General features: G+C 69.4%; 19 protein-coding genes. 12 read left to right on the top strand and 7 right to left on the bottom strand.

Annotation, left to right across the window (positions count from 1 at the left end; all coding sequences use genetic code 11):
- Positions 1-41 precede the first annotated feature (41 nt).
- The gene (locus CJ179_RS09335; RefSeq protein ID WP_072937328.1) at positions 42-1,103 is read right to left on the bottom strand and encodes a M23 family metallopeptidase; all 1,062 of its coding nucleotides are present in this window, start codon (positions 1,101-1,103) and stop codon (positions 42-44) included.
- A 231-nt stretch (positions 1,104-1,334) separates the two neighbouring features.
- Between CJ179_RS09335 and CJ179_RS09330 the strand changes: the two genes are divergently transcribed.
- The 3 genes from CJ179_RS09330 to sucD all read left to right on the top strand — a co-directional run bounded on the left by CJ179_RS09330 (position 1,335) and on the right by sucD (position 5,541).
- Positions 1,335-3,284, top strand: a complete 1,950-nt coding sequence (locus CJ179_RS09330; protein WP_095861253.1) for a hypothetical protein — start codon at positions 1,335-1,337, stop codon at positions 3,282-3,284.
- A 169-nt stretch (positions 3,285-3,453) separates the two neighbouring features.
- Positions 3,454-4,623 carry an ADP-forming succinate--CoA ligase subunit beta gene (gene sucC, locus CJ179_RS09325; protein WP_072937326.1) on the top strand — a complete coding sequence of 390 codons (1,170 nt, stop codon included), beginning with the start codon at positions 3,454-3,456 and terminating at the stop codon, positions 4,621-4,623.
- A 15-nt stretch (positions 4,624-4,638) separates the two neighbouring features.
- Positions 4,639-5,541 (top strand): succinate--CoA ligase subunit alpha, encoded by a 903-nt coding sequence (gene sucD / locus CJ179_RS09320; RefSeq protein WP_005238543.1) that lies wholly within the window; start codon positions 4,639-4,641, stop codon positions 5,539-5,541.
- A gap of 60 nt (positions 5,542-5,601) precedes the next feature.
- On the opposite strand, the gene CJ179_RS09315 is transcribed toward sucD, so the two are convergent.
- Complete coding sequence (locus CJ179_RS09315) at positions 5,602-6,228, bottom strand: YigZ family protein (RefSeq protein ID WP_072937325.1); 627 nt, start codon at positions 6,226-6,228, stop codon at positions 5,602-5,604.
- Positions 6,229-6,864: 636 nt separating this feature from the next.
- Between CJ179_RS09315 and CJ179_RS09310 the strand changes: the two genes are divergently transcribed.
- From CJ179_RS09310 to purH, 5 genes are all read left to right on the top strand, one after another.
- Positions 6,865-8,670, top strand: a complete 1,806-nt coding sequence (locus CJ179_RS09310; protein WP_095861252.1) for a zinc ribbon domain-containing protein — start codon at positions 6,865-6,867, stop codon at positions 8,668-8,670.
- Positions 8,671-8,721: 51 nt separating this feature from the next.
- On the top strand, positions 8,722-9,783 hold the full coding sequence (locus tag CJ179_RS09305) for a DUF5336 domain-containing protein (protein WP_072937323.1): 1,062 nt from the start codon (positions 8,722-8,724) through the stop codon (positions 9,781-9,783).
- Positions 9,784-9,894: 111 nt separating this feature from the next.
- Complete coding sequence (locus tag CJ179_RS09300) at positions 9,895-11,433, top strand: DUF6350 family protein (RefSeq protein WP_072937322.1); 1,539 nt, start codon at positions 9,895-9,897, stop codon at positions 11,431-11,433.
- A gap of 55 nt (positions 11,434-11,488) precedes the next feature.
- Complete coding sequence (gene purN / locus CJ179_RS09295) at positions 11,489-12,169, top strand: phosphoribosylglycinamide formyltransferase (RefSeq protein ID WP_083395586.1); 681 nt, start codon at positions 11,489-11,491, stop codon at positions 12,167-12,169.
- Positions 12,162-13,718: a bifunctional phosphoribosylaminoimidazolecarboxamide formyltransferase/IMP cyclohydrolase gene (purH, locus tag CJ179_RS09290; RefSeq protein WP_072937321.1), complete on the top strand. Its 1,557-nt coding sequence runs from the start codon at positions 12,162-12,164 to the stop codon at positions 13,716-13,718. Before purN ends, purH begins: the two co-directional genes overlap by 8 nt.
- Before the next feature lie 55 nt (positions 13,719-13,773).
- Here the strand turns inward: purH and CJ179_RS09285 are convergent, their stop codons facing one another.
- Complete coding sequence (locus CJ179_RS09285) at positions 13,774-14,007, bottom strand: hypothetical protein (RefSeq protein WP_072937320.1); 234 nt, start codon at positions 14,005-14,007, stop codon at positions 13,774-13,776.
- Between the two features lie 546 nt (positions 14,008-14,553).
- On the opposite strand from CJ179_RS09285, the gene CJ179_RS09280 reads away from it, so the two are divergent.
- Positions 14,554-15,648 carry an N-acetylmuramoyl-L-alanine amidase gene (locus tag CJ179_RS09280; protein ID WP_095861251.1) on the top strand — a complete coding sequence of 365 codons (1,095 nt, stop codon included), beginning with the start codon at positions 14,554-14,556 and terminating at the stop codon, positions 15,646-15,648.
- Here CJ179_RS09280 and CJ179_RS09275 read toward each other — a convergent pair whose 3' ends face one another.
- Together CJ179_RS09275 and CJ179_RS09270 are read right to left on the bottom strand one after the other, a co-directional pair.
- Complete coding sequence (locus CJ179_RS09275; protein ID WP_072937318.1) at positions 15,649-16,614, bottom strand: serine aminopeptidase domain-containing protein; 966 nt, start codon at positions 16,612-16,614, stop codon at positions 15,649-15,651.
- Positions 16,615-16,631: 17 nt separating this feature from the next.
- A complete protein-coding gene (locus CJ179_RS09270; protein WP_072937317.1) occupies positions 16,632-17,204 on the bottom strand; it encodes a DUF4126 domain-containing protein in 573 nt (190 codons plus the stop codon).
- 165 nt (positions 17,205-17,369) lie between these two features.
- Here CJ179_RS09270 and CJ179_RS09265 point away from each other — a divergent pair, with 165 nt between their 5' ends.
- The 3 genes from CJ179_RS09265 (at position 17,370) to CJ179_RS09255 (ending at position 21,113) form a co-directional block, all read left to right on the top strand.
- Positions 17,370-17,681 carry a hypothetical protein gene (locus tag CJ179_RS09265; protein ID WP_095861250.1) on the top strand — a complete coding sequence of 104 codons (312 nt, stop codon included), beginning with the start codon at positions 17,370-17,372 and terminating at the stop codon, positions 17,679-17,681.
- 73 nt (positions 17,682-17,754) lie between these two features.
- The gene (locus CJ179_RS09260) at positions 17,755-19,140 is read left to right on the top strand and encodes a sigma 54-interacting transcriptional regulator (protein ID WP_015889399.1); all 1,386 of its coding nucleotides are present in this window, start codon (positions 17,755-17,757) and stop codon (positions 19,138-19,140) included.
- Complete coding sequence (locus CJ179_RS09255) at positions 19,140-21,113, top strand: VWA domain-containing protein (protein ID WP_095861249.1); 1,974 nt, start codon at positions 19,140-19,142, stop codon at positions 21,111-21,113. The genes CJ179_RS09260 and CJ179_RS09255 overlap by 1 nt, the downstream gene beginning before the upstream one ends.
- 50 nt (positions 21,114-21,163) lie before the next feature.
- Here the strand turns inward: CJ179_RS09255 and CJ179_RS09250 are convergent, their stop codons facing one another.
- Positions 21,164-22,186, bottom strand: a complete 1,023-nt coding sequence (locus CJ179_RS09250) for an agmatine/peptidylarginine deiminase (protein ID WP_072937314.1) — start codon at positions 22,184-22,186, stop codon at positions 21,164-21,166.
- Entirely contained in the window at positions 22,186-23,166 is a 981-nt protein-coding gene (locus CJ179_RS09245) for a nitrilase-related carbon-nitrogen hydrolase (RefSeq protein WP_095861248.1), read from the bottom strand. Before CJ179_RS09245 ends, CJ179_RS09250 begins: the two co-directional genes overlap by 1 nt.
- Between the last annotated feature and the right edge of the window lie 38 nt (positions 23,167-23,204).

The raw sequence follows: 23,204 nt of genomic DNA, 5'->3' as shown, positions 1-23,204 counted from the left end.
ATGCGCCGCAGTCGTCATGTGTTCGGGTGGTGCGGAGAGGGTCAGTCCATCTCGGGGCCGAGGCTGATGCCGCGGGAGGCCAGCCAGGGCAGGGGATCGATCTTGTTCTCGCCCGCGAGGTGCACCTCGAAGTGCAGGTGCGGGCCGGTGGAGAAGCCACGGTTGCCGACGGTCGCGATCTGGTCGCCCGCCATGACTTTCTGGCCGACGGTGACGGTGGAGGTGTTGATGTGGCCGTACACGGTGATGGTGCCGTCGGCGTGCTTGAGGCGGACCCACATGCCGAACCCGGAAGCCGGACCCGAGTCGATGACCTCGCCGTCGGCGACGGCCACGATGGGGGTGCCGATGGGGGCGGCGATGTCGACGCCCGCGTGCAGGGTGCCCCAGCGGCTTCCGAAGTTGGAGGTGAAGGTTCCCACGGCGGGGAGGACGAACAGGGGGCGTCGGGCAGCGGCTTCGCGGGCGGCGCGCTCTTCGCTGAAACGCTGTCCCTTGGCGAGCAGGTTGCTGAACTGCGACAGGTCGGTCGGGTTCGCGATGTTGAGGACCTGCGGGGCGTTCGAATCGGCGGCGGCGGTGTCGGAGACCGTGGAGTACTGCGCGGCCTGCGGTTCCGCGGTGGTTCCGATGGAGCTCGACTCGTCACTGGCGAGGGCGACCTCGGAGTGATCGGAGGAGCTGGACGATCCGCTGGTGACTGCGGCCTGGCCTGCGGCTACTACGGCGCCTGCTGCGACTGCGAGGACTGCGGCGCGGCCTTTGAGAGCTGAGGGGGGAGTCGGGATGCGGTGGGCTCCGCGGCGGGAGTGGGGGGGTGCGCCCTCGAAGGACTCGGAACCGCTGCGGGGGATGAAGCCGGGGATCTCGGACTCGGTGTCGACGGTCTCGACGCCGTTGCCGGTGTCGACGCTGTCGTAGGTGGAGCGTGTGGACTGCGAATTGCGGAAGAACATGCTGGAAATCTCAGAACTATCGGTCTCGGGATGATGCTCGACCGACTGTGGGGGATACGTGGGCGCGACTTCGTCCTTGTGACCCCGCAACTCGTCATCGTGGTGACTCACAAAACGGCTGGCCGTGAACTGGCTGCGATGGTGCATACGCCCGTCCGTCCTCCTGCTCGTGACCTGCCTGTGACTTAGACCTTGGCGACGGTAACGAAACGGTTGCGATGCGCGCAACCTGTAACGCGGAGGAACGGCTACATGTGACGGGCATCACAAACTGAGCTGGGGAAACGTCGAACCCGCTTTTCGTCTCGGTTCAATCTCGCCCGTGCGCACGCGTGTCACAACCCGGGGGAGGCGGTGGGTAAGCGCTAGCGTCGGCCTGTGGCGTCATCAACTCGATCCCCGGACGGGCGCAGGGCCGAGCCCGAACGCATTCCTTCGTCCGGCGGCACCGGCTTGACCGCCGTCGACGAGCCCGATCCCGTCCGCGCGCGCCGGGGCACCCTGCTCGCGGTCGTGCTGGGCCTCGTCGGAGGACTCGGGGTGGCGTCGGCGCCCGTCCTGCAGGCTGTCCGCACGGTCGACGGGGCGGCAGCGCCGTCCGCGGTCGGCGCTGCCGCGGTGTGGGCCGCCGTCTTCGCCGTCGCGGCACCGGCATTGGCCCTTCCCGCGGTTCTCGCCCGGCGCACCGCGGTGGCGGGGGCATTGCTGGCCGGCGCAGGCGCGGTGTCCGTCGGCGCCGGCGTCCTCGACACACAGCTGTGGTCGGACGCCATCGACGCCAATCGGCTCGAATTGTTCCGGCCCGAGACGGCGGCCGAGCTGGCCGCCGGGTCCGGCGCCTACGCCGCCCTCGCCGGGCACGCGTTGATCGCCTTCGCGGGCCTGCTCGGCATGGTCGCGGTCCACCGGGCTTCGTTGATGGACGGATACGGCGACGCCCGCAGCGCCGAACAGGTCGGGCGGGCGACGGGCGCCCGCATCGGGTTCCTGCCGTCCGCCGTCGCGGTGGCCGCCGCCGTCGTCCTGGTCGGCGCGCTGTTCGCTCCCGCCTTCGTGTCCGAGGATCCCGTCATCCTCGTCCCGACCGTCGTCGAGTCGGACCTCGCCGCGTCCGCGGGCGCCGGGATCCTGGCGGCGGCCGTCCTGATCGTCGTCGCCTCGGCGCTGGCATCGATTTCGCCCCCCGTGGCGTCCGGCGCCCTCGTCGGGGCAGGCCTGGCCGCGCTCGGCGTGGTCGGGACGCGCCTGGTCGCGGGGCTCGCCGCGGGCGAACGGATCCAGCCCGGTCCCGGCGCGGTGTGGGGGACCGTCGGCGCCGGCGTCCTGGTGCTCGTCGGCGCCTGCATCCCGATGGTCGACCGGGCCCGCGACGGCAGGATCCTGAAGACACTGGCCGCCTCGCCGTCCGCGGCGGCGCAGGGCGGCCCGGCGAAGCCGGGGGCGGTCACCCCGTCCGCGAAGGGCGTCGCCAAGGCGGCGCTGCGAGCCGAGGCGGCCGCGGCCCGCGCACGGATCGCGCGATGGCACGTCGCTGCCGGGGCCACCGGAATCATCACAGCCCTGCTGGCCGCCGCCGGGGCGCTGCTCCCCGTCCTCGACATCCCCGGCGACACGGCACGCCCCGACGTCTACGCCACCCGGGTCGTGCTCGTCGCGGCCCTGGTCCTCGTCGTCAGTTGCGTCTGGCTGCTGCTGTCGGAGTTCGCGTCCGCCGTCCGGCCCGCGGTCGGGGTGCTGTGGGTGACGATCCCGTACTCCGTCGCCGCCGTGTCGCAGTCCGTGGTGCTCGCCACCGACGTGCCGGGGATCGGCGCCGGAATCGGTGCCGTGCTGCTGTGGTGTGCGGCCGTCACCGCGGGTGTCACCGGGGTGCTGACGTGGTTCGCGGGCTCGGCGGAACGCGAGGAGATCGACACGTCCGACGAGCCGTCCACCTCGACCCCGGTCCTCGCGGTCGGCGGCCTCGGTGCCGTCGCCGCGTTCGTCGGACTGGGACTGCCGCTCTTCCACGGGACCGACGCACGCGGCGACGAGTACGCGCCCGCGTCGTTCGCGGAGATCCCGTGGAACCTCGACGTGTGGGGACGGGTGCTGCTCGGCGTCGCGGTCGCCCTCGCAGTGATAGTTGCCTCACGTGCCCGGCCCGACAGGGCGGTCGCGTTGTTGCTCGGTTCGGCCGTTGCCGTGGGGGTATACCTCGTGTCGTGGCCGCTGACCGTCGCCCGGGTCACCGACCCCGAAATGGGGGCCGGTGTCGTCCCGGCAACGGTGGGCATAGTGTTGATTGCGGCTGCCGCGGCCCTCACTGCACGCCGCAGAAATCGGTGAGGTCCGCCCCGTTTGCAGCGGTGAGGCCCGCCTCAGTACGTGATATCGCGTGATGTGGACCACATAGCAGACACGCGGGCGCAGACCGGGCCCGGCAACTGGTTAAAGTCCAAAACAGACCCGCTCCTACCCCTCGAGCGGGTGTCAACGCAGACGAGACGGTGAGCAGATGGATCTCTTCGAATACCAGGCGAAGGAACTCTTCGCCAAGCACGAGGTGCCGACTTCGGCTGGGCGTGTTACCGACACGGTGGCCGGCGCACGCGAGATTGCCGAAGAAATCGGCAAGCCCGTGATGGTCAAGGCGCAGGTCAAGGTCGGCGGCCGCGGCAAGGCGGGTGGCGTCAAGTACTCCGCCGACGTCGATGCAGCGCAGGCCAACGCCGAGGCGATCCTGGGCCTCGACATCAAGGGTCATGTCGTCAAGAAGCTGCTGGTCGCAGAGGCGAGTGACATCGCCGAGGAGTACTACATCTCCTTCCTGCTCGACCGCACCAACCGCACCTACCTGGCCATGTGCTCGGTCGAGGGTGGCGTCGAGATCGAGGTCACCGCCGAGGAGAACCCCGACGCACTCGCGAAGATCCCCGTGGACGCCGTCAAGGGCGTCGACCTCGCGTTCGCGCGCAGCATCGCCGAGGCAGGAAAGCTGCCCGCCGAGGTGCTCGACGCAGCGGCCGTGACGATCCAGAAGCTGTGGGAGGTCTTCATCAACGAAGACGCTCTCCTCGTCGAGGTCAACCCGCTCGTCCGCACGCCCGGTGACGAGATCCTCGCTCTCGACGGCAAGGTCACGCTGGACGAGAACGCCGCGTTCCGTCAGCCCGGCCACGAGGCGTTCGAGGACCGGGACGCCACCGACCCGCTCGAGCTCAAGGCCAAGGAAAACGACCTCAACTACGTCAAGCTCGACGGTGAGGTCGGCATCATCGGTAACGGCGCCGGCCTGGTCATGTCGACCCTGGACGTCGTCGCCTACGCAGGTGAGAAGCACGGTGGCGTGAAGCCCGCCAACTTCCTCGACATCGGTGGCGGCGCCTCCGCAGAGGTCATGGCGAACGGCCTGGATGTCATCCTGAACGACGCGCAGGTCAAGAGCGTGTTCGTGAACGTTTTCGGTGGCATCACCGCGTGTGACGCGGTCGCCAACGGCATCGTCGGCGCCCTGAAGACGCTGGGTGACGAGGCCAACAAGCCGCTGGTCGTCCGCCTGGACGGCAACAACGTCGAAGAGGGTCGTCGCATCCTCGCCGAGGCCGCCCACCCGCTGGTCACGGTCGTCGGAACCATGGACGAGGCTGCCGACAAGGCCGCCGAGCTGGCCTTCGCCGCAAAGTAAAGGGACTTAAATCACATGGCTATCTTCCTGACCAAGGACTCCAAGGTCATCGTCCAGGGCATCACCGGCGGCGAGGGCACGAAGCACACCGCGCTGATGCTCAAGGCCGGCACCCAGGTCGTCGGCGGTGTCAACGCCCGCAAGGCCGGCACCACCGTGACCCACGACGGCGGCGTCGAGCTGCCCGTCTTCGGCACCGTCGCCGAGGCCATCGAGAAGACCGGCGCGGACGTCTCCATCGCGTTCGTTCCCCCGGCCTTCGCCAAGGACGCCATCGTCGAGGCCATCGACGCGGAGATCCCGCTGCTCGTGGTCATCACCGAGGGCATCCCCGTGCAGGACTCGGCGTACGCCTGGGCGTACAACGTCTCCAAGGGCAACAAGACCCGCATCATCGGCCCCAACTGCCCCGGCATCATCACCCCCGGCGAGTCGCTGGTCGGCATCACCCCGGCCAACATCGCAGGCACCGGCCCGATCGGCCTCGTGTCCAAGTCGGGCACGCTGACCTACCAGATGATGTTCGAACTGCGTGACTTCGGCTTCTCCACCGCCATCGGCATCGGCGGCGACCCGGTCATCGGCACCACCCACATCGACGCCATCGAGGCGTTCGAGAAGGACCCCGAGACCAAGGTCATCGTGATGATCGGTGAGATCGGTGGCGACGCCGAGGAGCGTGCCGCCGACTACATCAAGGCGAACGTCACCAAGCCGGTCGTCGGCTACGTCGCGGGCTTCACCGCCCCCGAGGGCAAGACCATGGGCCACGCAGGCGCCATCGTCTCCGGTTCCTCGGGCACCGCGCAGGCCAAGAAGGACGCCCTCGAGGCTGCCGGCGTGAAGGTCGGCAAGACGCCGTCCGAGACCGCTGCACTCGCTCGCGAGATCCTGCAGAGCCTGACCGTCCAGGCCTAGGCCCTCCGGGCCCGTGCGCCTTTCTGGTTGCTCCGGCTACCAGAAAGGCGCACGGGTCGTTCAGGCGTCGACCCACATTTCCCCGGCCGGATCGAGTGTCCCCGTCCCCGACGTGACGGCAGCGACCAGATCGGCCAGCTCCGCAGAGTCCCTCGCCGCGAGGGTGAGGACCGCGGACTCCGCGTACGCCGTGTCCACCACGACGACGCCCCGCCCCCGCAACTCCGACTCGACCCGACCCGCCTCGGCGTGACCGACGGCGAGGGTGTGCAGGTGGCGACGTTCCCTCCGCACGAGCGGTGCGGCATCGACCGCGGCGGCCACCGCGCCAGAGTAGGCGCGCACCAGTCCGCCCGCCCCCAGTTTGATTCCACCGAAGTACCGGGTCACGACCACCGCGACGTCGACGAGGTCGCGGGCCTTGAGCACCTGCAGCATCGGAATGCCCGCGGTGCCACCGGGTTCGCCGTCGTCGTTCGCGCGCTCGACCCGGTCGCTGGGCCCGTTGCCGACGATGAACGCCGAACAGTGATGTCGCGCATCGGGATACGCGCTGCGACGATCCTGGACGAAAGCCTGCGCCGCCTCGGCGTCCTCGACGCGCCGCAGGGCCGCGATGAAGCGTGAATGCTTCACCTCCGTCTCGAGAGTGAGATCGGCGGCGCGGAGAGCGAGGGTGTACGGCACCGGACCATTGTCTCCTGCGCTGCTGTCGGCCCCGCACACGCGACCGACGGATATATCGTAGCTATCAGTTGTTGCCGCTATATCTGATACAGTCCAGCAGTTTATGACACTGTCTTTCACCGCGAATTGGTGAAGCTGCGGAAATTTGTGGATGGTCGGCCGTCGGGGTGCGCAAGGGCGCCCGGCGCACACGGTCTCATTACGTGTGGCACTGATGTCTGTCCGGGATAGCGGGGCGTCGAGGATTCGGATCGGCGTCTGCGGACCTGCCTCAAGGCGATTTGTGGTCGTTCACGGCGGCGCAGATGGTGTGGCGAGATCGATTGGCTCGGTTTGCCGCTGGCGCGGACTCGGCCGTACGTGTCGGAGGCCGGCGTTACAGTCAAGGCCCCGCGAGAGATGGGGTGAACAACGCTGGTGGAGGGGGTTGATGGATGACGTCAGGGCGTTGCCGACACCGTTGTCCGGCCGGTTCACTGCGCTGCGGGTGACACAGAATCGCCACCGGCTCCGGGGCGATCGCGCCGCACGGCGAGGAAAGGTGTTATCGATGAGCTTTCCAGGTGATGGCGGCGCGTTCCGGAACCCGGACGATCCGTGGTCCGTTCGGCTGCGTTTCGTTCCTGGCGGGCTGGCGTGATCGGGCCGGGAACGACTGCGCCGCGGCAGTTCACGTTCACCACGCGCGCCTACATGGCGGTCGATGACGCGACCGGTGAGCCGATCGGTCTCGACGACGTGAACACCCGAGCGAGGTGGTTGCTCGACCTGGTCACGGCGGCCGGCGCCGAGTTGATGTCGCGGCTGTGGCAGCCGGTCACGTTCGACGTCCTCGCCGCCGGCCGTGACCGGCAGGATCGCAGGCTGCCCGTGCAGGGTCATGTCGCCGCGGCCCGCCTCGGCTGGAATCCGCACTACCGGGACGGGGTCTACGTGCCCTCACGGGTGAGCAGGGTGGTGACCGCGCAGGTGATGGCGACCCTGCGGACCCTCGCCTACCGGGACACCGCGATCACGGCACTGTCTGAGCGGTTCGACCCGGCCACCGGCCGGATAGCCCCACCCTCCGCCGTCGCGGACTGGGTGCCGTTGGGTTTCGCCCGGGGCGTGCGGCGCCAGCTCGTCGCACGCTCTCGCCGCATCGACGGGGCGCCGTCGGCGCGGTTGCGGATCACCGACGTCCAGGGGCCACCGCAGACGAGCGCGATGGCCCGGTTGTCTGCTGCGGATCGGCAGCTCGCGCAGCTTGCTGTCACCGGTGACGAGCTGGTGTTGACGGTGAAGCTGCCGACTTGCCCGGCCCCGGCGGGGCGGGCGCAGTGGCGCAGTGTTCGGGTGACCGCCACCATCCCCGGGCACCTGAACGGCCGGGCGGTCACCGGCTGGCATCTACCGACCCTGGCCCTCGACCGGAAAGGTTTGTTGTGGCGGTGCGCCGCGACCGAACTCGTCCCCGCCTGTGACCTGGGATCGGCCACCGTCGCGGTCGGGGTGGATTGGTCTCCGTCCACGCTGGGTGCCGCCGCGATCGCCACGCAGACCCCGGACGGTGTGGTTTCGGACTACCGGGGCTTCACCTACGATGACCGCGGCCTCGGGACGAAACTGGCGCGCCTGCAGGCGGAGGGTCAGTTGCTGCAACGCAAGTCGGCCCGGTTGACGCGGCTGGCCGCCACCGCCCCTTCCGAGGTCCGTGTCCGGTTGGAGGAGAAGATCGCCGTCCTCAACGAGCATCGGACTGCGGTGGGCGTCAAACGGGGCAAGATCAACCGGGAGCTGGGATTCCACTTCGCCCGCCAGGTCACCGACTACGCCGAGGCAGCGGGCGCGGAGATGATCGCGGTCGAGGACCTGACCACCCTCGAGCCCCGCGGGCACGGCCGGGTCAACAACAACCGGGCCGCGCAGTCGGCCCGCCGTAAAGCGACCGCCGCCCTCGCCCACACCGCCGCCGGTGTCGGCATCGCGGTGGTCACGGTGCCTGCCCGCGGATCCTCGGCACAGTGTCCGGGGTGCGACGAACCACTCGCCCGCCCCGGCGGCTACCACGACGCGTGGTGCCCGGGCTGCTGGGTCGGCGGCAACCGCGACCAGATTGCCGGGGTGAACCTGGCCAAACGCGCGCTGCTCGGTAAAAACAAGGTGACCCGGCGGCGGGGGCAGATGCCCGCGATCCGGGTCGCCGAGCACGCGCCGGTCCGCAGGTCCCGGGACAAGACCAGTCCGACACCGCGTCGGCCGCGGCATCGCCGGGTCCGCCACAGCCTGCCCACCGCAACACCGCGGATGGGGGTGACTCCGAAACAGCATGTTCCTGCACCACAAGCGTCGGTGTGGGACACGGTCAAACCCGCACCACCGCACGGTGATGCGGGTAGCCGTGACACACGTACTTCTCACCTAACAGCCACACTAGTGGCAGATAGTATGAGATCTACGTAGACGCTAGCGTCGGAAGAGCGCACGCAGACCACTTGTCGACTAGGAGAAGTCATGACGTTCACGCCCGGCGGGCCGAATTACGGTCCGCCCGCGCAACCGACTGCAGGGGGAGAATCGAAAGGCCTGGGCTTCTTCCTCCTGATCGGTGTCGCCGTTCTCGGTGTCCTCAACCTACTGCTCGGGTTCGCCCCGTACGCCACCTTGGCGCGAGAGTCCGTGAACTCGTTCGAAGCGAACACGGACGGACTCGGACTGCTGTTCCTCGGTGGTCTGCTCGCGGCGGCGTCCCTCCTCCCGAAGCAGTCCTATGCGGGTGCGGCCGCGGCGGCGTCCGTCGCGGGCTGGGTCGTTGCGTTGTTCGTCTTCCTGAACGTCGACGCGGATTCCGGTTGGGGCGCAATCCTCATCCTCGTTCTCGGATTCATCCAGTCGGCCGTGGCCGTGGCAGCCGTGCTGTTCGACATCGGCGTCCTGAAGCAGCCGGCGCCCAAGCCGGCCGCAGCCGCGGGCTTCGGTCAGCCCGGCCAGACCCCGCAGGGGTACGGCCAGGGCGCCCCGCAGGGGTACGGGCAGGGCCCGCAGCAGTCGTACGGACAGCAGCCGCAGGGCTACGGCCAGAGCGCGCCGCAGGGCTACGGACAGCAGAGCCAGTCGCAGCCCGGCTACGGGCAGCAGAGCCAGCAGGGTTACGGCCAGCAGGGTTACGGCCAGCAGGGCCAGCCCTCGCAGAGCCAGCCCGGATACACCCAGGGCTACGGACAGCCGCAGCAGCCGGGCTACGGCGCGGGCGCGGGATCCGCGTCGTACGACGCCCCGACCACCGCCTACCAGCAGCCGCAGTACCAGGGGTACTCGCAGCCGTCGACGCCGTCGCAGCCCACTGGAACGCCCAGCTCGCAGTACCCGGCCGGGACCAGTTACGGTTCGGCGCAGCACGCGGCGCCGGCGTACGGGTCGCAGGCCGAGTCCTCGCCCGTGGAGCGCACTCTCGAGTACGGCGAGCAGCCGTCCACCGAGGCGAAGCCGGCCGAGTCGGCCGAGAAGCCTGAATCGGAGGGGTACAGCGCGCCCACCCAGGCGTTCGACACGCGCGCCGACAGGGACGACAAGTAGCGGTCCATCCAGCAGGTGGCCTCTGACCGAACCTGGTCGGAGGCCACTTCTGTGCGGCGCGCCTGACCGCTGTCGCTGCGTCGGAGTGCCACTCTCGAGGGGATGAGTTCTTTGGTTGATCGTGCGCAGCGTGTCGCACAGGGTGCACGACGGCGAGCCGTCCGCGACGACGAGAGGCGAGCCGTCCGCGATGATGCGCGGCGCGCCCCGCGACAGCGTCCCGTGCCCGACGCGGACGAGATGCGGGCGCTGCTGTCGGTCGCGTTCCGGCCCGCGGGGGTCACGGTCGTCCTGCTGTCCGCACTCATCGTCGTCACGCTGGTGGCGGCGAACAGTGACCTCACGGGAACGTTCGGTGCGATCGCGGCGTCGTGGCTGGCGATTCACCAGGTGCCGTTGACGATCGACGGCACCTCGCTCGGCGTCCTCCCGCTGATCCCGACGGCGGGGATGATGTGGGCGGTCGCCCGCGGGTGCGCGGCGGTGGTGCATCCGGCGTCCTCGCGGCGGCACGCCCTGCAGGTGATCGGCGCCGCGGTGGCCGGACCGCTGGCCGTGACAGCCATCGCCCTCGCGGTCATCGCGGACGCGTCGGCGGTCATCCCGTTGTCCTCCCCGAACGCGCTCGCCGCGTTCGGGTGGGTGCTGTTGGTGCATGTGCTCGCGGCGGGGATCGGCGTGACGGTCGCGATGTGGCCGACGCTCGGTGCGGAGGTTCCGTCGTGGGTCCGGGACGCGGTGCGCCCGGGGCTGCGCGCGATGACGGCGATCGTCGGTGCCGGCGCGGTGCTGGTCACGATCTCGCTGCTGATGGAGTGGTCCACGGTCGGGTCGCTGCTCGAACGCGGGGACGGTGTCGTCGGAACGCTCGGACTGACGATCCTGTCCGTGCTGTACCTGCCGAACGTGGTGGTGGGTGCCGCGGCCGCCGTCATGGGCGGGACCGCGCAGATCGGGGACGTCTCGGTCAGCGTGTTCGGCAACGTCGGTGGTTCGCTGCCACCGTTGCCGCTGCTCGGCGCGGTTCCCGACGGGGTGTCCGGTGGCGCGTGGCCGGCGTTGCTGGTGATTCCGCTGCTGATTGGTGTGATGCTCGGACGCGACTGCGGACGTCGCGTCGCCGGGCAGGAGGCACTGCTCACCGTGCTGACCTCCGCCGCGGGTGTCGGTGTGGTGACGGCCGTGCTCGGACTCGTGTCCGGCGGACGGCTCGGCGCCTTCGGAACCGTCGAGCTGAACTGGTGGGCGTTCGGGCTGCTCACGTTCGCGTGGCTCGGACTTGCGGGCGCGGTGACGGCGGTGGTCGTCGCCTGGCATCGGAGCCGGGGCGCCGACGACGAGGCCGACACGGAGGACGAGGAACCGCACCTTCCCGGCGCGGAGGAGGTTCCGGCGATAGCCGCCCCGATCACCGAGGAGCGGGAGGTCCCGGCAGCCGCGCCCGGCCGGGTGATCGAGGCCGAACTCGTCGAAGACGCCGAAGCGCCCGCGGCTCCCGTCGCGCCGCAGGACACCGACGCCGAGGCCGAGGTCGTGGTGGACGCCGAGGTCGAGGAAGACGCGGCGACGGCGGCACCCGAGGGGCCGGTAAAGGCGGGTGAGGCCCCGGAAGCCGACCTGCCCCGAGGGCCCGCAACCCCCAGCGACTAGGCTCTTGTTCGGTCGACGATGCGACCGCCCCCTTTCGATTCACCCGGCCTTTCGATTGTTCAGGAGTAGAGCGCTGACTTCCTCGCGTGACCACCTGGGGCCCACGACCACTTCGCCGGTCGCGTCCGCGCCGGCGCGGATCGTCGTACTCGCCTCCGGTGCGGGAACCCTCCTGAGATCGTTGATCGACGCGACCCACACCGACGGGTATCCCGCCGAGATCGTCGCCGTCGGCGTCGACCGCGACTGCGACGCCATCCGGCACGCCGAGTCCGCGGGCATCACCCACTTCCGGGTCGGGCTCCGCGACCACGCGGACCGGTCCGCCTGGGATGTCGCGCTGACCGAGGCCGTCGCGTCGCACCAGCCGTCGCTCGTGGTGTCGGCGGGATTCATGAAGATCCTCGGCCCCGCCTTCCTGGACCGCTTCGGCGGTCGCATCATCAACACGCATCCCGCGTTGCTGCCCGCGTTCCCCGGCGCGCATGCGGTCCCGGATGCGCTGGCCTACGGCGTCAAGGTGTCGGGATCGACGGTCCACCTCGTGGACGCGGGGGTCGACACCGGCCCGATCCTGGCGCAGGAGCCCGTGCCGGTGCTCGACGGCGACGACGAGTCGACCCTGCACGAGCGCATCAAGACTGTGGAGCGACGGTTGTTGGCGGACGTCATCGCCGCTGTCGCCACCCGTGGAGTTGTTTCCGATGGACGAAAGGCCGTGATCCCCAGTGAGTGAACGCAAGGCAGTACGCCGAGCGCTCGTCAGCGTCTACGACAAGACCGGTCTGGTCGAACTGGCTACGGGCCTGCACAAGGCAGGTGTCGAGCTGGTGTCGACAGGGTCGACCGCAGCGAAGATCGCCGACGCCGGCATCCCGGTCACCCCCGTGGAGGCGCTGACGGGCTTCCCCGAGTGCCTCGAGGGCCGGGTCAAGACCCTGCACCCGCGGGTGCACGCCGGCGTCCTCGCGGACACCCGGAAGCCCGAGCACCTCGCGCAGCTCGAGGAGCTCGGCATCGAGGCGTTCCAGCTGGTGGTCGTGAACCTGTACCCGTTCACCCAGACCGTCGCCTCGGGTGCGACCCCCGACGAATGCGTCGAGCAGATCGACATCGGCGGCCCGTCCATGGTGCGCGCCGCCGCGAAGAACCACCCGTCGGTGGCCGTCGTGGTGGATCCGGCCCGCTACGACGACGTGCTCACCGCGATCGCCGACGGCGGTTTCACGCTGCCCGAGCGCACCGCCCTCGCCGCGCAGGCGTTCCAGCACACCGCGTCGTACGACGTCGCGGTCGCGAGCTGGATGACGTCCACGCTGGTGGACAGCGGTGACTCGCAGTTCCCCGAGTGGGCAGGCGCCACCTGGGACCGCTCGGCCGTCCTGCGGTACGGCGAGAACCCGCACCAGGCCGCGGCCCTCTACGTGAACTCCGCCGCCCCGGCCGGTCTGGCCCAGGCCGAGCAGCTGCACGGCAAGGAAATGTCGTACAACAACTACACCGACGGCGACGCGGCGTGGCGTGCGGCATTCGACTTCAGTGAGCCGGCCGTCGCGATCATCAAGCACGCGAACCCGTGTGGCATCGCGGTCGGAGCCGACATCGCCGAGGCGCACCGCAAGGCACACGCCTGCGACCCGGTCAGCGCATACGGCGGGGTCATCGCCGCGAACCGCGAGATCACCGTCGAGATGGCCGAGCAGGTCGCCGACATCTTCACCGAGGTGATCATCGCCCCGTCCTACGCGGATGGCGCGCTCGGCGTGCTGCAGCGCAAGAAGAACGTCCGCGTCCTTCTCGCGAAGGCGCCCACCGCGACGGGAATCGAATTGCGTCCCGTGTCCGGTGGGGCACTCCTCCAGGAGCGCGACGTGCTCGACGCCGAAGGCGACGACCCCGCCAACTGGACCCTGGCCGTCGGCGACGCCGCCGACAAGCAGACCTTGAAGGACCTCGAATTCGCGTGGCGCGCGTGCCGTTCGGTGAAGTCCAACGCCATCCTGCTCGCCTCCGACGGTGCGTCGGTCGGCGTCGGCATGGGCCAGGTCAACCGCGTCGACTCCGCGCACCTCGCGGTGCAGCGGGCCGGTGACCGGGTGGTCGGGTCGGTGGGCGCGTCGGACGCGTTCTTCCCGTTCCCCGACGGACTGCAGGTCCTCGCGAACGCTGGCGTCAAGGCAGTCGTGCAGCCGGGTGGTTCCGTCCGCGACAACGAGGTGATCGATGCGGCCAAGGAAGCCGGTATCACCATGTACCTGACGGGTGCGCGGCACTTCGCGCACTAGCGTTCGGCACCTCTCGAACGGGTTTCGGCATCGCGCCGGGGCCCGTTCTGCGTTGTCAGGCGGCTGCGGCCCCGTGCGCGCGGCCGGTGCCCTCGAGTTCACGCGGCGAACCGGTGATGACCACGCGGGCGGCACCGCGACTGCGGACCTCGCTGATCAATTCGCCCAGTCCGGCCTCGTGGGCGGCGTCGCAGTGCGACAGGTCGAGGGTGACGGCGTAACCGGTGAGGTCGTCCGGCAGGTCCAGATACGGGGGAGAGGTGGACAGTTGGTTGATGCGAAGTTTCATGTGGTGCTCCTGAAAGTGAAAGGTAAAAGAAAAGGCACCCGAGGGGTTTGCCCTGGGTGCCCGAGAATGACTTGGTTGAGTCTCAACATTCTCGGGGTGCGCCGAACTTGGTGATGTGCTTGTCGGCGGAGCATCGACGCCATGCGGGTACGGACGCGAAGAGCGCGTGAAGCTGCATCATGGCCGTACCTTTCTGCGTGTCGTTGCTGGTTGGTAGATGACCGTACAGCACCGGTTGAGGGTTTGCACTTCCATTATCCGGCCACCGCGCAGGAATGCGCGGTTGAGCAGCCACTCTTGGCCCAGAGTTGCCGTCCTGTTCACATCCGCTCATCGATTCGCCGGATGCGCGGGCAATTGCGTGGGAATTCGGCGAATCGGTGCGCGTCCGTCGAATCCCACCACTTTGGTTACAGGTTGCTTTCGATCCGGACTCGAGCAGCACGAGCGCGCGGTGCAGCTGATTCACTCGGGGCTGATGTGACTCGAGTGGCACCTGTGGAAGGAGAGTGGCGCCCGGACTGCGACGGTGCGCCCATCCCCGTTATGAACCGTTTTGCAATCAAGGCCGGCCTTGGCGCCTGCGTCCTGGGTGCGTCCGTGCTCATCCCTGCTCAGGTGTCGGCGGAACCCGCTGCGACGGCGACCGGCACCGAACTGTCCGGGATGACGGTGTTCCTCGACCCCGGACATCAGGGTTCCAGCGAGGGCCACGACCTCGCGCAGCAGGTGAACGACGGCCGGGGCAACACCAAGGACTGCCAGACGAGCGGCATGACGTCGCTGGGCGGGGTGCCCGAGCACACCATCAACTGGAACGTCACCCAGCTGGTGAAGAGCAGCCTCGAGAGCCTCGGCGCGAAGGTCGTCCTGAGTCGTCAGGACGACACCGGCTGGGGCGGGTGCATCGACGAAAGGGCCCGTGCGGCAAGCGAATCGAACGCCGATTTGGCTGTGAGCATTCACGCGGACTCCACGGCGCAGGGTGAGGACGCGGGCAAGCACGGGTTCCACATGATCATCCCGTCGCTGCCCATCCCCGACGAGAAGGCGGACGCCGCGCAGTCCGGTGGCGGGCTCAAGGCGTCGAAGATGATGCGCGACGCCTACAAGTCCGACGGCTTCGTTCCCGCCAACTACGCCGGCGTGAACGACGGCCTCCAAACCCGCGCCGATGTGGCGGGTCCTGCACTGACCCAGGTTCCGCTGGTGTTCGTCGAGATGGGCAACGGTTCGAACAAGGAGGACTCCGCGCAGCTGGAGAGCTCCGACGGCCAGTTGAAGCACGCCATCACCATCACGACGGGCATCGTCACCTACCTGCTGACGGGGTCGGAGGCCGCGCCTGCGCAGGAGCTGGCGGCCGCTCCGGCCGCGACGACGGCACCGAATGCGAGCGAGGACAGCGCGTCGTCGACCACCACCACGACCCCGAAGGCGACCACACCCAAGGCGGCACCGAAGTCGACGGCGCCGGACTCGGCGCAGCTGTCCGAGCTGATGGAGATGCTCGCGCCGCTGCTCGAGGTTCAGGGGCTGGACGGGCTGCAGGACCTCGTCAACGACAAGAACCTCGGGCTCGTGTCCGATCTGGCGAGCACGTTGCTGGCCGTGATCACCGGGGCCGGTGGGGGCAACTGATCACAGTGACGCGATCCACCTGCCGAACGGTTCGGTGAACTCCGCCGAGTAGGGCAGCGGTTCCACGTAATCCGGTCCGGTGGACGGACGGTCGCCGACGTCCTTGAGGACGTGATTGGCGTTCGTCATCCGCACCGGCGTCAGCGCGGTGTGCGCGAGGGCGTCGTTCAGGCCGTCGACGTCCGCGAGTTGCACCTGGATGTCCTTGGCGGAGCAGCTCGTGAGAACCGGGAAACCGGCGGGCAGCCTGCCGGCCAGCGCGCGGGGGTCGAGGGCGTCCTCCTCCGCGAGGGCCTTGGCGTTGGCGTGCACCAGCCCGGCGTTCTGCAGGGGTTCCGGAAGGTCGTCGGGGATCGTGCCCGATGTGCGGAGCGATTCGACGGTGTCCGCGAGCGCGAGCCGCAGTTCGTCGGCCAGCTCCACCGGCAGCTGTCCGGCGCCGACGACGGCGTCGAGCTGTCCGTGGATCTGCGTGGTGAGCAGGTCGAGGAGCCGGACGCTGAGCGGTTCGAGCAGTCCGACGGCGCGTACCCGCGACTCGCTTTCCGCAGTGGCGAGCGCGAGGGCGACGAGACCGCCGTCGCTGTGTCCGATGACGATCAGCTGCGACGGGTCGACCCCGGGTTGGGCGGCCAGGAAGTCGAGGCCCGCCGACGCGGCGTCGACGAAGGTGGTGAAGCCGAGACCGCCGACCTCTTCCACCTCGTAGGGGCCGAGGGCGGTTTCGCCGCTGCCGATCTTGTCGTAGCGCAGGCTCGCGAAGCCGTGCTGTTCGAGCACGTCGGCGAGGTGGCGGAGGGTTCCGATGTCACCGGGGAGCAGGGCGCTGTCGCCGTTGCGGTCGGTCGGGCCGCTGCCGGCGAGCAGCAGTGCGGCGGGCGCCGACCCGTTCGCGTCGACGGACGTGCGGAGGCTGCCGTAGTAGGTGACGGCACCGCTGGCGAAGGTGATCTCGGTGTCAGGCATGGGGACTGTCTACCAGTTCACGTCGCGCGCAGTCGCCGCACCCGTTGCGCTCCCCGCCACGCGAACCACAGCAGGAACGCGAGCAGCGGGATGACGAGAAGCGGAAGCAGCAGGGCGATCAGCGACGTGCCGAACGAGACCACGTCCTCGATCACCGACACCACCGGATTGGCCAATCCGCCGGTGGAGGCCGTGCTCACCGCGCGGGTGCCGGTCTGCGCGGTGCTGAACGCCAGAGCGGTGGGTGCGCCGATGACGATCCCGGCGATCGCGGCCGTCGACGGGTCCACGTCGGCGAAGGCCGCCCAGGTCGCGACGACCCCGGCAAGGGGACCGGTGACGTTGCCGATCACCGACAGCGCGTTGTCGACGAACGGGATGAGATCGGCGGTCAGTTCCACGACCGTCGCGATCGACAGCGCCACCAGCGCCCCGGTGGAACCGAGCCACCGCATCGACTCGTTCAGGGTCACCCCGAGCACCTCGACGTGCACTGCGGCGCTGAGCATCAGCAACGGCAGGAACGTGCGCAGTCCCGACGCGGCGGCGAGGCCGAGGCCGAGCAGTCCGGGCAGAACCCAGGTCTCCATGCACGGCAGTGTAGGGGCCCGGTGACGACTGCAGGAGGGCATCGCGGCCGAGATCTCAGAGAAGCATCACAGAACTCACACATTCGGCGATTAGCGTCTGCATCACCAGTTGTTCCAATGGATTACGTCCGAGAACAGCTCCCGACTCCAGGAAGGTGCCGCATCATGAACGTCGTACAGTTGACCACCGGTGATTTCGTCGCCGCCATGTTCTCCCTCGACTTCGTCGACGGCGGGTTCCGCCGGGAGGCCGTCGAGCGGATTCACCGGGGCGCGATCGACGAGTGGGTGTCTGCGCTGACCGGGTCGGGTCTGTTCTCCAACCGTGCGGTCGCGAACGTGGTCCGGGCGTGGCGATCCGATCCGCACATCCTGCTGGACTCGCTTCTGACGGAGGCCGATCCGGTGACGGCCGAGCACTACCGCGCCGCCTGGGGCAAGTTGGACGCCGCGTCCTCGTACACGGTTGCCGCGTAGGCGCGCAGTGCTCAGGAGGGCCGCCGCGCATTAACCGCGTGCCGATTCGCCCGAACCCTCGTAGCGTGGAGTGGTGACGTCATCGGAACACAGACCTTCCACCGTCGGCGAGCTCCGCGAGTCGGGCCACGTTCAACGCACCGTCAAGGAAGAGATCCGCGAGAATCTGCTCGCGGCCCTACGCGACGGTCGTGATCCGTGGCCCGGCATCGTCGGTTTCGAGGAGACGGTGGAACCGCAACTCGAACGGGCACTCATCGCAGGTCACGACGTGGTGTTGCTCGGCGAACGAGGTCAGGGCAAGACCCGCCTCCTCCGCACCCTCAACCTGCTCCTCGACGAATGGACCCCGGTGATCGCCGGTTCCGAACTCGGGGAGCATCCCTATGAGCCCATCACTCCGGCGTCGATCCGCAGGGCGCAGGAACTGGGCGACAGCCTCCCCGTCGCGTGGCGCCACCGCAGTGAGCGGTACTCGGAGAAGCTCGCGACGCCCGACACGTCGGTGGCGGACCTCGTCGGGGACGTGGATCCGGTGAAGGTCGCGGAAGGCCGGAGTCTCGGGGACCCGGAAACCATTCACTTCGGGCTCGTTCCCCGCGCGCACCGGGGCATCGTCGCCATCAACGAACTGCCCGACCTCGCCGAACGCATCCAGGTGTCGCTACTCAACGTCATGGAGGAACGCGACATCCAGGTCCGCGGGTACACCCTCCGGCTCCCGCTGGACGTCCTGATGGTGGCCAGCGCGAACCCGGAGGACTACACGAACCGCGGTCGCATCATCACCCCGCTGAAAGACCGGTTCGGCGCCGAGATCCGGACGCACTACCCGACCCGGCTCGACGACGAGGTCGCGGTCATCCTCCAGGAAGCGCATCTCACCGCCGAGGTGCCCGAGTACCTCCTCGAGATCCTGGCCCGGTTCACCCGCCTGCTCCGCGAGTCGACGTCGGTCGATCAGCGGTCGGGTGTGTCCGCCCGGTTCGCGGTGGCGGGCGCCGAAACCGTCAGCGCAGCTGCGGTGCATCGCGGCGCCGTGCTCGGTGAGGCCGACCCGGTCGCGCGGCCCGTCGACCTCGAGACCGTCGTCGACGTCCTGCGGGGCAAGGTGGAATTCGAATCCGGTGAGGAGGGGCGCGAGATCGAGGTCCTGGAGCACCTGCTCCGGCGGGCGACGGCCGACACGGTCCGCACCCGGCTCGGCGGCATCGACCTGGCGGAACTCGTGGACGCGGTCGAACAGGGCGACCCGGTGGTGACCGGTGAGCGGATCACGGCGAAGGCACTGCTGAACGAGCTGCCCGAGCTGGAGGTCCTCGACGTGCTCGCCGAGCGTCTGGGCGCGGAGTCGGACGGGGAGCGGGCCGCGGCGGCCGAGTTCGCCCTCGAAGGGCTGTACCTGGCCCGGCGGATCTCCAAGAACCCGGACATCAACGGGCAGACGGTGTATTCGTAATGTCCCGCAAGGCGGAACGCGGGCCGCACAATGCGCGGTACGGGCCGTACGAGGGCGGTGATCCGCTGGCGGCGCCGGTGGACCTGCGCGAGGCGCTCGCCGCGATCGGCGACGACGTGTTCGCGGGCAGTTCGCCGCGGCAGGCGCTGCGCGAGATGCTGCGCCGCGGCAACCGCGACATGCGCGGGCTGGACGAGCTTGCGGCCGAGGCCAATCGGCGCCGCCGCGAGCTGCTGAAGCGGAACAACCTGAACGGCACCCTCGAAGAGGTCCGGGAACTCCTCGACCGCGCGGTACTCGAGGAACGCAAGACGCTGGCCCGCGCGCTCGACGACGACGCCCGCTTCTCCGAGATGCGCCTCGAGGAACTGTCGCCGTCCACCGCGCAGGCCGTGCAGGAACTCGCCGACTACGACTGGCGCAGTTCGGAAGCCCGTGCCGACTACGAGAAGATCCGCGACCTGCTGGGCCGCGAGGTGCTGGACCAGCGGTTCGCCGGGATGAAGCAGGCGCTCGAGGGTGCCACGGAGGAAGATCGCGAACGCATCCGGGAGATGCTCGCCGATCTCAACGACCTGCTCGACAAGCATTCCCGCGGTGAGGACACCCAGGAGCAGTTCGACGAGTTCATGGACAAACACGGGGAGTATTTCCCCGAGAACCCGCGCAACGTCGAGGAACTGCTCGACTCGCTGGCGCAGCGGGCGGCGGCGGCGCAGCGGCTGCGGAACTCGCTGTCGCAGGAGCAGCGCGACGAACTCGACGCGCTGGCGCAGCAGGCGTTCGGTGATCCGTCGCTGATCGGACAGCTGGACCGCCTCGACCAGCACCTGCAGGCTGCGCGTCCCGGCGAGGACTGGCAGGGCGCGCAGCGGTTTCGCGGGGACGACGGCATGGGCCTGGGCGAGGGCACCGGCGCGTTGCAGGACATCGCGGAACTCGAGTCGCTCGCGGAGCAACTGTCGCAGCAGTACGCGGGCGCACAACTCGACGACATCGACGCGGAGGCCCTGGCCCGGCAACTGGGCGACGAGGCGGCGGCGGATGCGCAGACCCTCGCCGAACTGGAGAAGGCGCTGCGGGACCAGGGTTTCTTCGACCGCGGGGCGGACGGTCAATGGCGGCTGTCGCCGAAGGCGATGCGCCAACTCGGTCAGACGGCCCTGCGGGATGTCGCGCAGCAACTGTCTTCGCGTGGCGGGCAACGGGAGACGCGGCGCGCCGGGGCGATGGGGGAGCCGACGGGGGCGTCCCGCGAGTGGGCGTTCGGCGACACCGAGCCGTGGGACGTCACGCGCACCATCACCAACGCGGTGCTGCGGGCGGCGTCCGATCCGGTCGAACGCGGTCGTGTTCCGGTCCGGCTGTCCGTCGCGGACGTGGAGGTGATGGAGACCGAGCAGCGGTCGCAGGCGGCGGTCGCGTTGCTGGTCGACACGTCGTTCTCGATGGTGATGGAGGGGCGGTGGGTGCCGATGAAACGCACCGCACTTGCGCTGAACCACCTGGTGAGCACCCGGTTCCGCAGCGACGAACTGCAGCTCATCTCGTTCGGCAGGCACGCGCAGGTGCTGACGCCGTCGGAGCTGGCAGGCCTGGACGGCGCCTGGGACCAGGGCACCAACCTGCACCACGCGCTGCTGCTGGCCGCCCGGCATCTGCGCAGGCACCCCAACGCGCAGCCGGTGGTCCTGATCGTCACCGACGGTGAGCCGACCGCGCACCTCGAGCCGGACGGCTTCGCGTATTTCGACTACCCGCCGAGCGCCCGGACCCTTGGTCTGACGGTCCGGGAACTCGACACCCTCGCCCGGCTCGGCGCCCACGTCACGTTCTTCCGGCTCGGTGAGGATCCCGGTCTCGCGCGGGTGGTGGACCGGATGGCGGAACGGGTCGGCGGACGCGTCGTGGCGCCCGGTCTGGACGGTCTCGGTGCCGCCGTCGTCAGCGACTACATGCGTCGCAGGCGCTGACCCGTGAGTACTTGTCAACCGCCGGCGGTTGACAAGTACTCACGGGTGCGTCAGCGCACGGCGGGCTGGTGCTGGGTGATGCAGTGGATGCCGCCGCCGCGCGCGAAGAGCGGGCGGGCGTCGACGGAGACGACCGTGCGTCCCGGGTAGGCGGCCGACAGGATCGCGACCGCTTCCTCGTCCGCGGGATCGTCGAAGCTGCACGCGATGACGCCGCCGTTGACGACGAAATGGTTGATGTAGCTGTAGTCGACGAAGCCCTCCTCGTCGCGCAGGACCTGCGGCGCGGGGACGGTGATGATCTCCCACGACTCGCCGCGGGCGTCCGTGGTCTGCTTCAGCGCGTCGATGACGGCCTTGCTGACCTCGAAGTCGGGGTGCTCGGGGTTGCGCTGATCGTGCACGAGGACGACGCCGGGCGACGGGATGGCGGCGACGATGTCGACGTGCCCGCGGGTGCCGTAGGTGTCGGAGTCGCGGGTCAGGCCGCGCGGCAGCCAGATCACCTTGGTGGCACCGATCGTGCGGGCGAGTTCCGCCTCGATGTCGGCCTTCGACAGGTCCGGGTTGCGGCCGGGGTCGAGTTGCACGGTCTCGGTGACCAGCACGGTGCCGAGGCCGTCGACCTGGATGCCGCCGCCCTCGTTGACGATCGGCGAGTCGACGAGTTCGGCACCGGACCGCTCGACCACCAGGGCGCCGATCTTCGAGTCCTTGTCCCACTGGGCCCAGTCCTGGCCGCCCCAGCCGTTGAAGATCCAGTCGACGCCGCCGAGGCGTCCGTCCTCGGACAGCACGAACGTGGGTCCGATGTCGCGCATCCAGGCGTCGTTCAGCGGCGCCGGGGCGATGTCGATGTCGGCGGACAGGTACTTCTTAGCCGCCGGCACCTCACCAGGGTCGACGACGACGGTGACCGGTTCGAACCGGGCGACGGCGTGTGCCACCTCGGCCCACGTGGTGCGCGCCTCGTGCTGCTCCTCCGGAGTGTCGCCCAGGGAGTAGCCCGCACTGGGGTAGGCCATCCAGGTGCGTTCGTGCAGTTCGCCTTCCGCGGGCATGCGCCAGGTCATCACGCCCTCCCGAACGGGGAGGCGTGATCGACGGGCTCGGTGAGGGCGCCGTACGTGTCGGGGCGACGGGTGGCCAGGAACGGGAACAGGGCCAGCCAGTCCTCGCGCTGCTGGAGGTCGAGGTCGGCGACCAGCACCGCGGATTCGTCGCGCGGTGCCTGAGCGAGGATGCGGCCGTAGGGGTCGGAGATGAACGACGAGCCGTAGAACGTGATGAGGCCTTCGCCGCCGTGGCGGTTGGGCACCACCATGAACGTGCCGTTCGCGATGCCGTTGCCGACGATCACCTGCTGCCACAGCGGCTGGGTGTCGAACTGCGGGTGGTCGGGTTCCGAGCCGATCGCGGTGGGGTACACCAGGATTTCGGCGCCGCCGAGCGAGTAGGCGCGGGCGACCTCGGGGAACCATTCGTCCCAGCAGGTGGGGAGTCCGAGCTTGACGCCGCCCAGTGCCTCGGCGGTGTGGACGGGGTACGGGTTGTCGGCGGGGCCGCCGCGGAAGTAGGTGTCCTCGTAGTAGCCGGCGGTGACGGGAATGTGCAGCTTGCGGGTGTGCGCGAGCAGTTCCCCGGACGGGGCGACGAGGATGGCGGTGTTGAAACCGAGTCCGTCCTCGTACTGCACGCCGTTCTCGGAGTCGTTCCGCTCGTACAGGGACGCGTGGACGAGGACGCCGTGTTCGGCGGCGGCCTTGGCGGCGAACGTGAACGTCGGCCCCGTGAGGAGGTCCTCGGCCTGGCGGCCGGGGTTGTCACCGCCTTCGACGAAGGCGGGGTACCGGCTCAGCGTGAGTTCGGGGAGGAACACCACGCGCGCCCCGAGCTTGGCTGCCGCGGCGATGCCCTCGTCGAGTTCGGCCCGCAGATCCTGCTCGTTCTCGTGCCAGCGGTGCTGGACGAGTCCGACGCGGAGCGGGGTGCGTCCGGTCTCGCGCGTCCTCGACAGGGACTCGGGAGGGGTGAGGGCGGTGATCGTCAACATTGTGATTCCTCGGATGTTCGGTTCGGCGAGCGCCTAAA

The organism is Rhodococcus sp. ACS1, assembly GCF_002300155.1.
Classification (GTDB): domain Bacteria; phylum Actinomycetota; class Actinomycetes; order Mycobacteriales; family Mycobacteriaceae; genus Rhodococcus_F; species Rhodococcus_F koreensis.
Note: the sequence above shows the minus strand (reverse complement) of the source record. Positions and strands in the feature narration are given on the sequence as shown.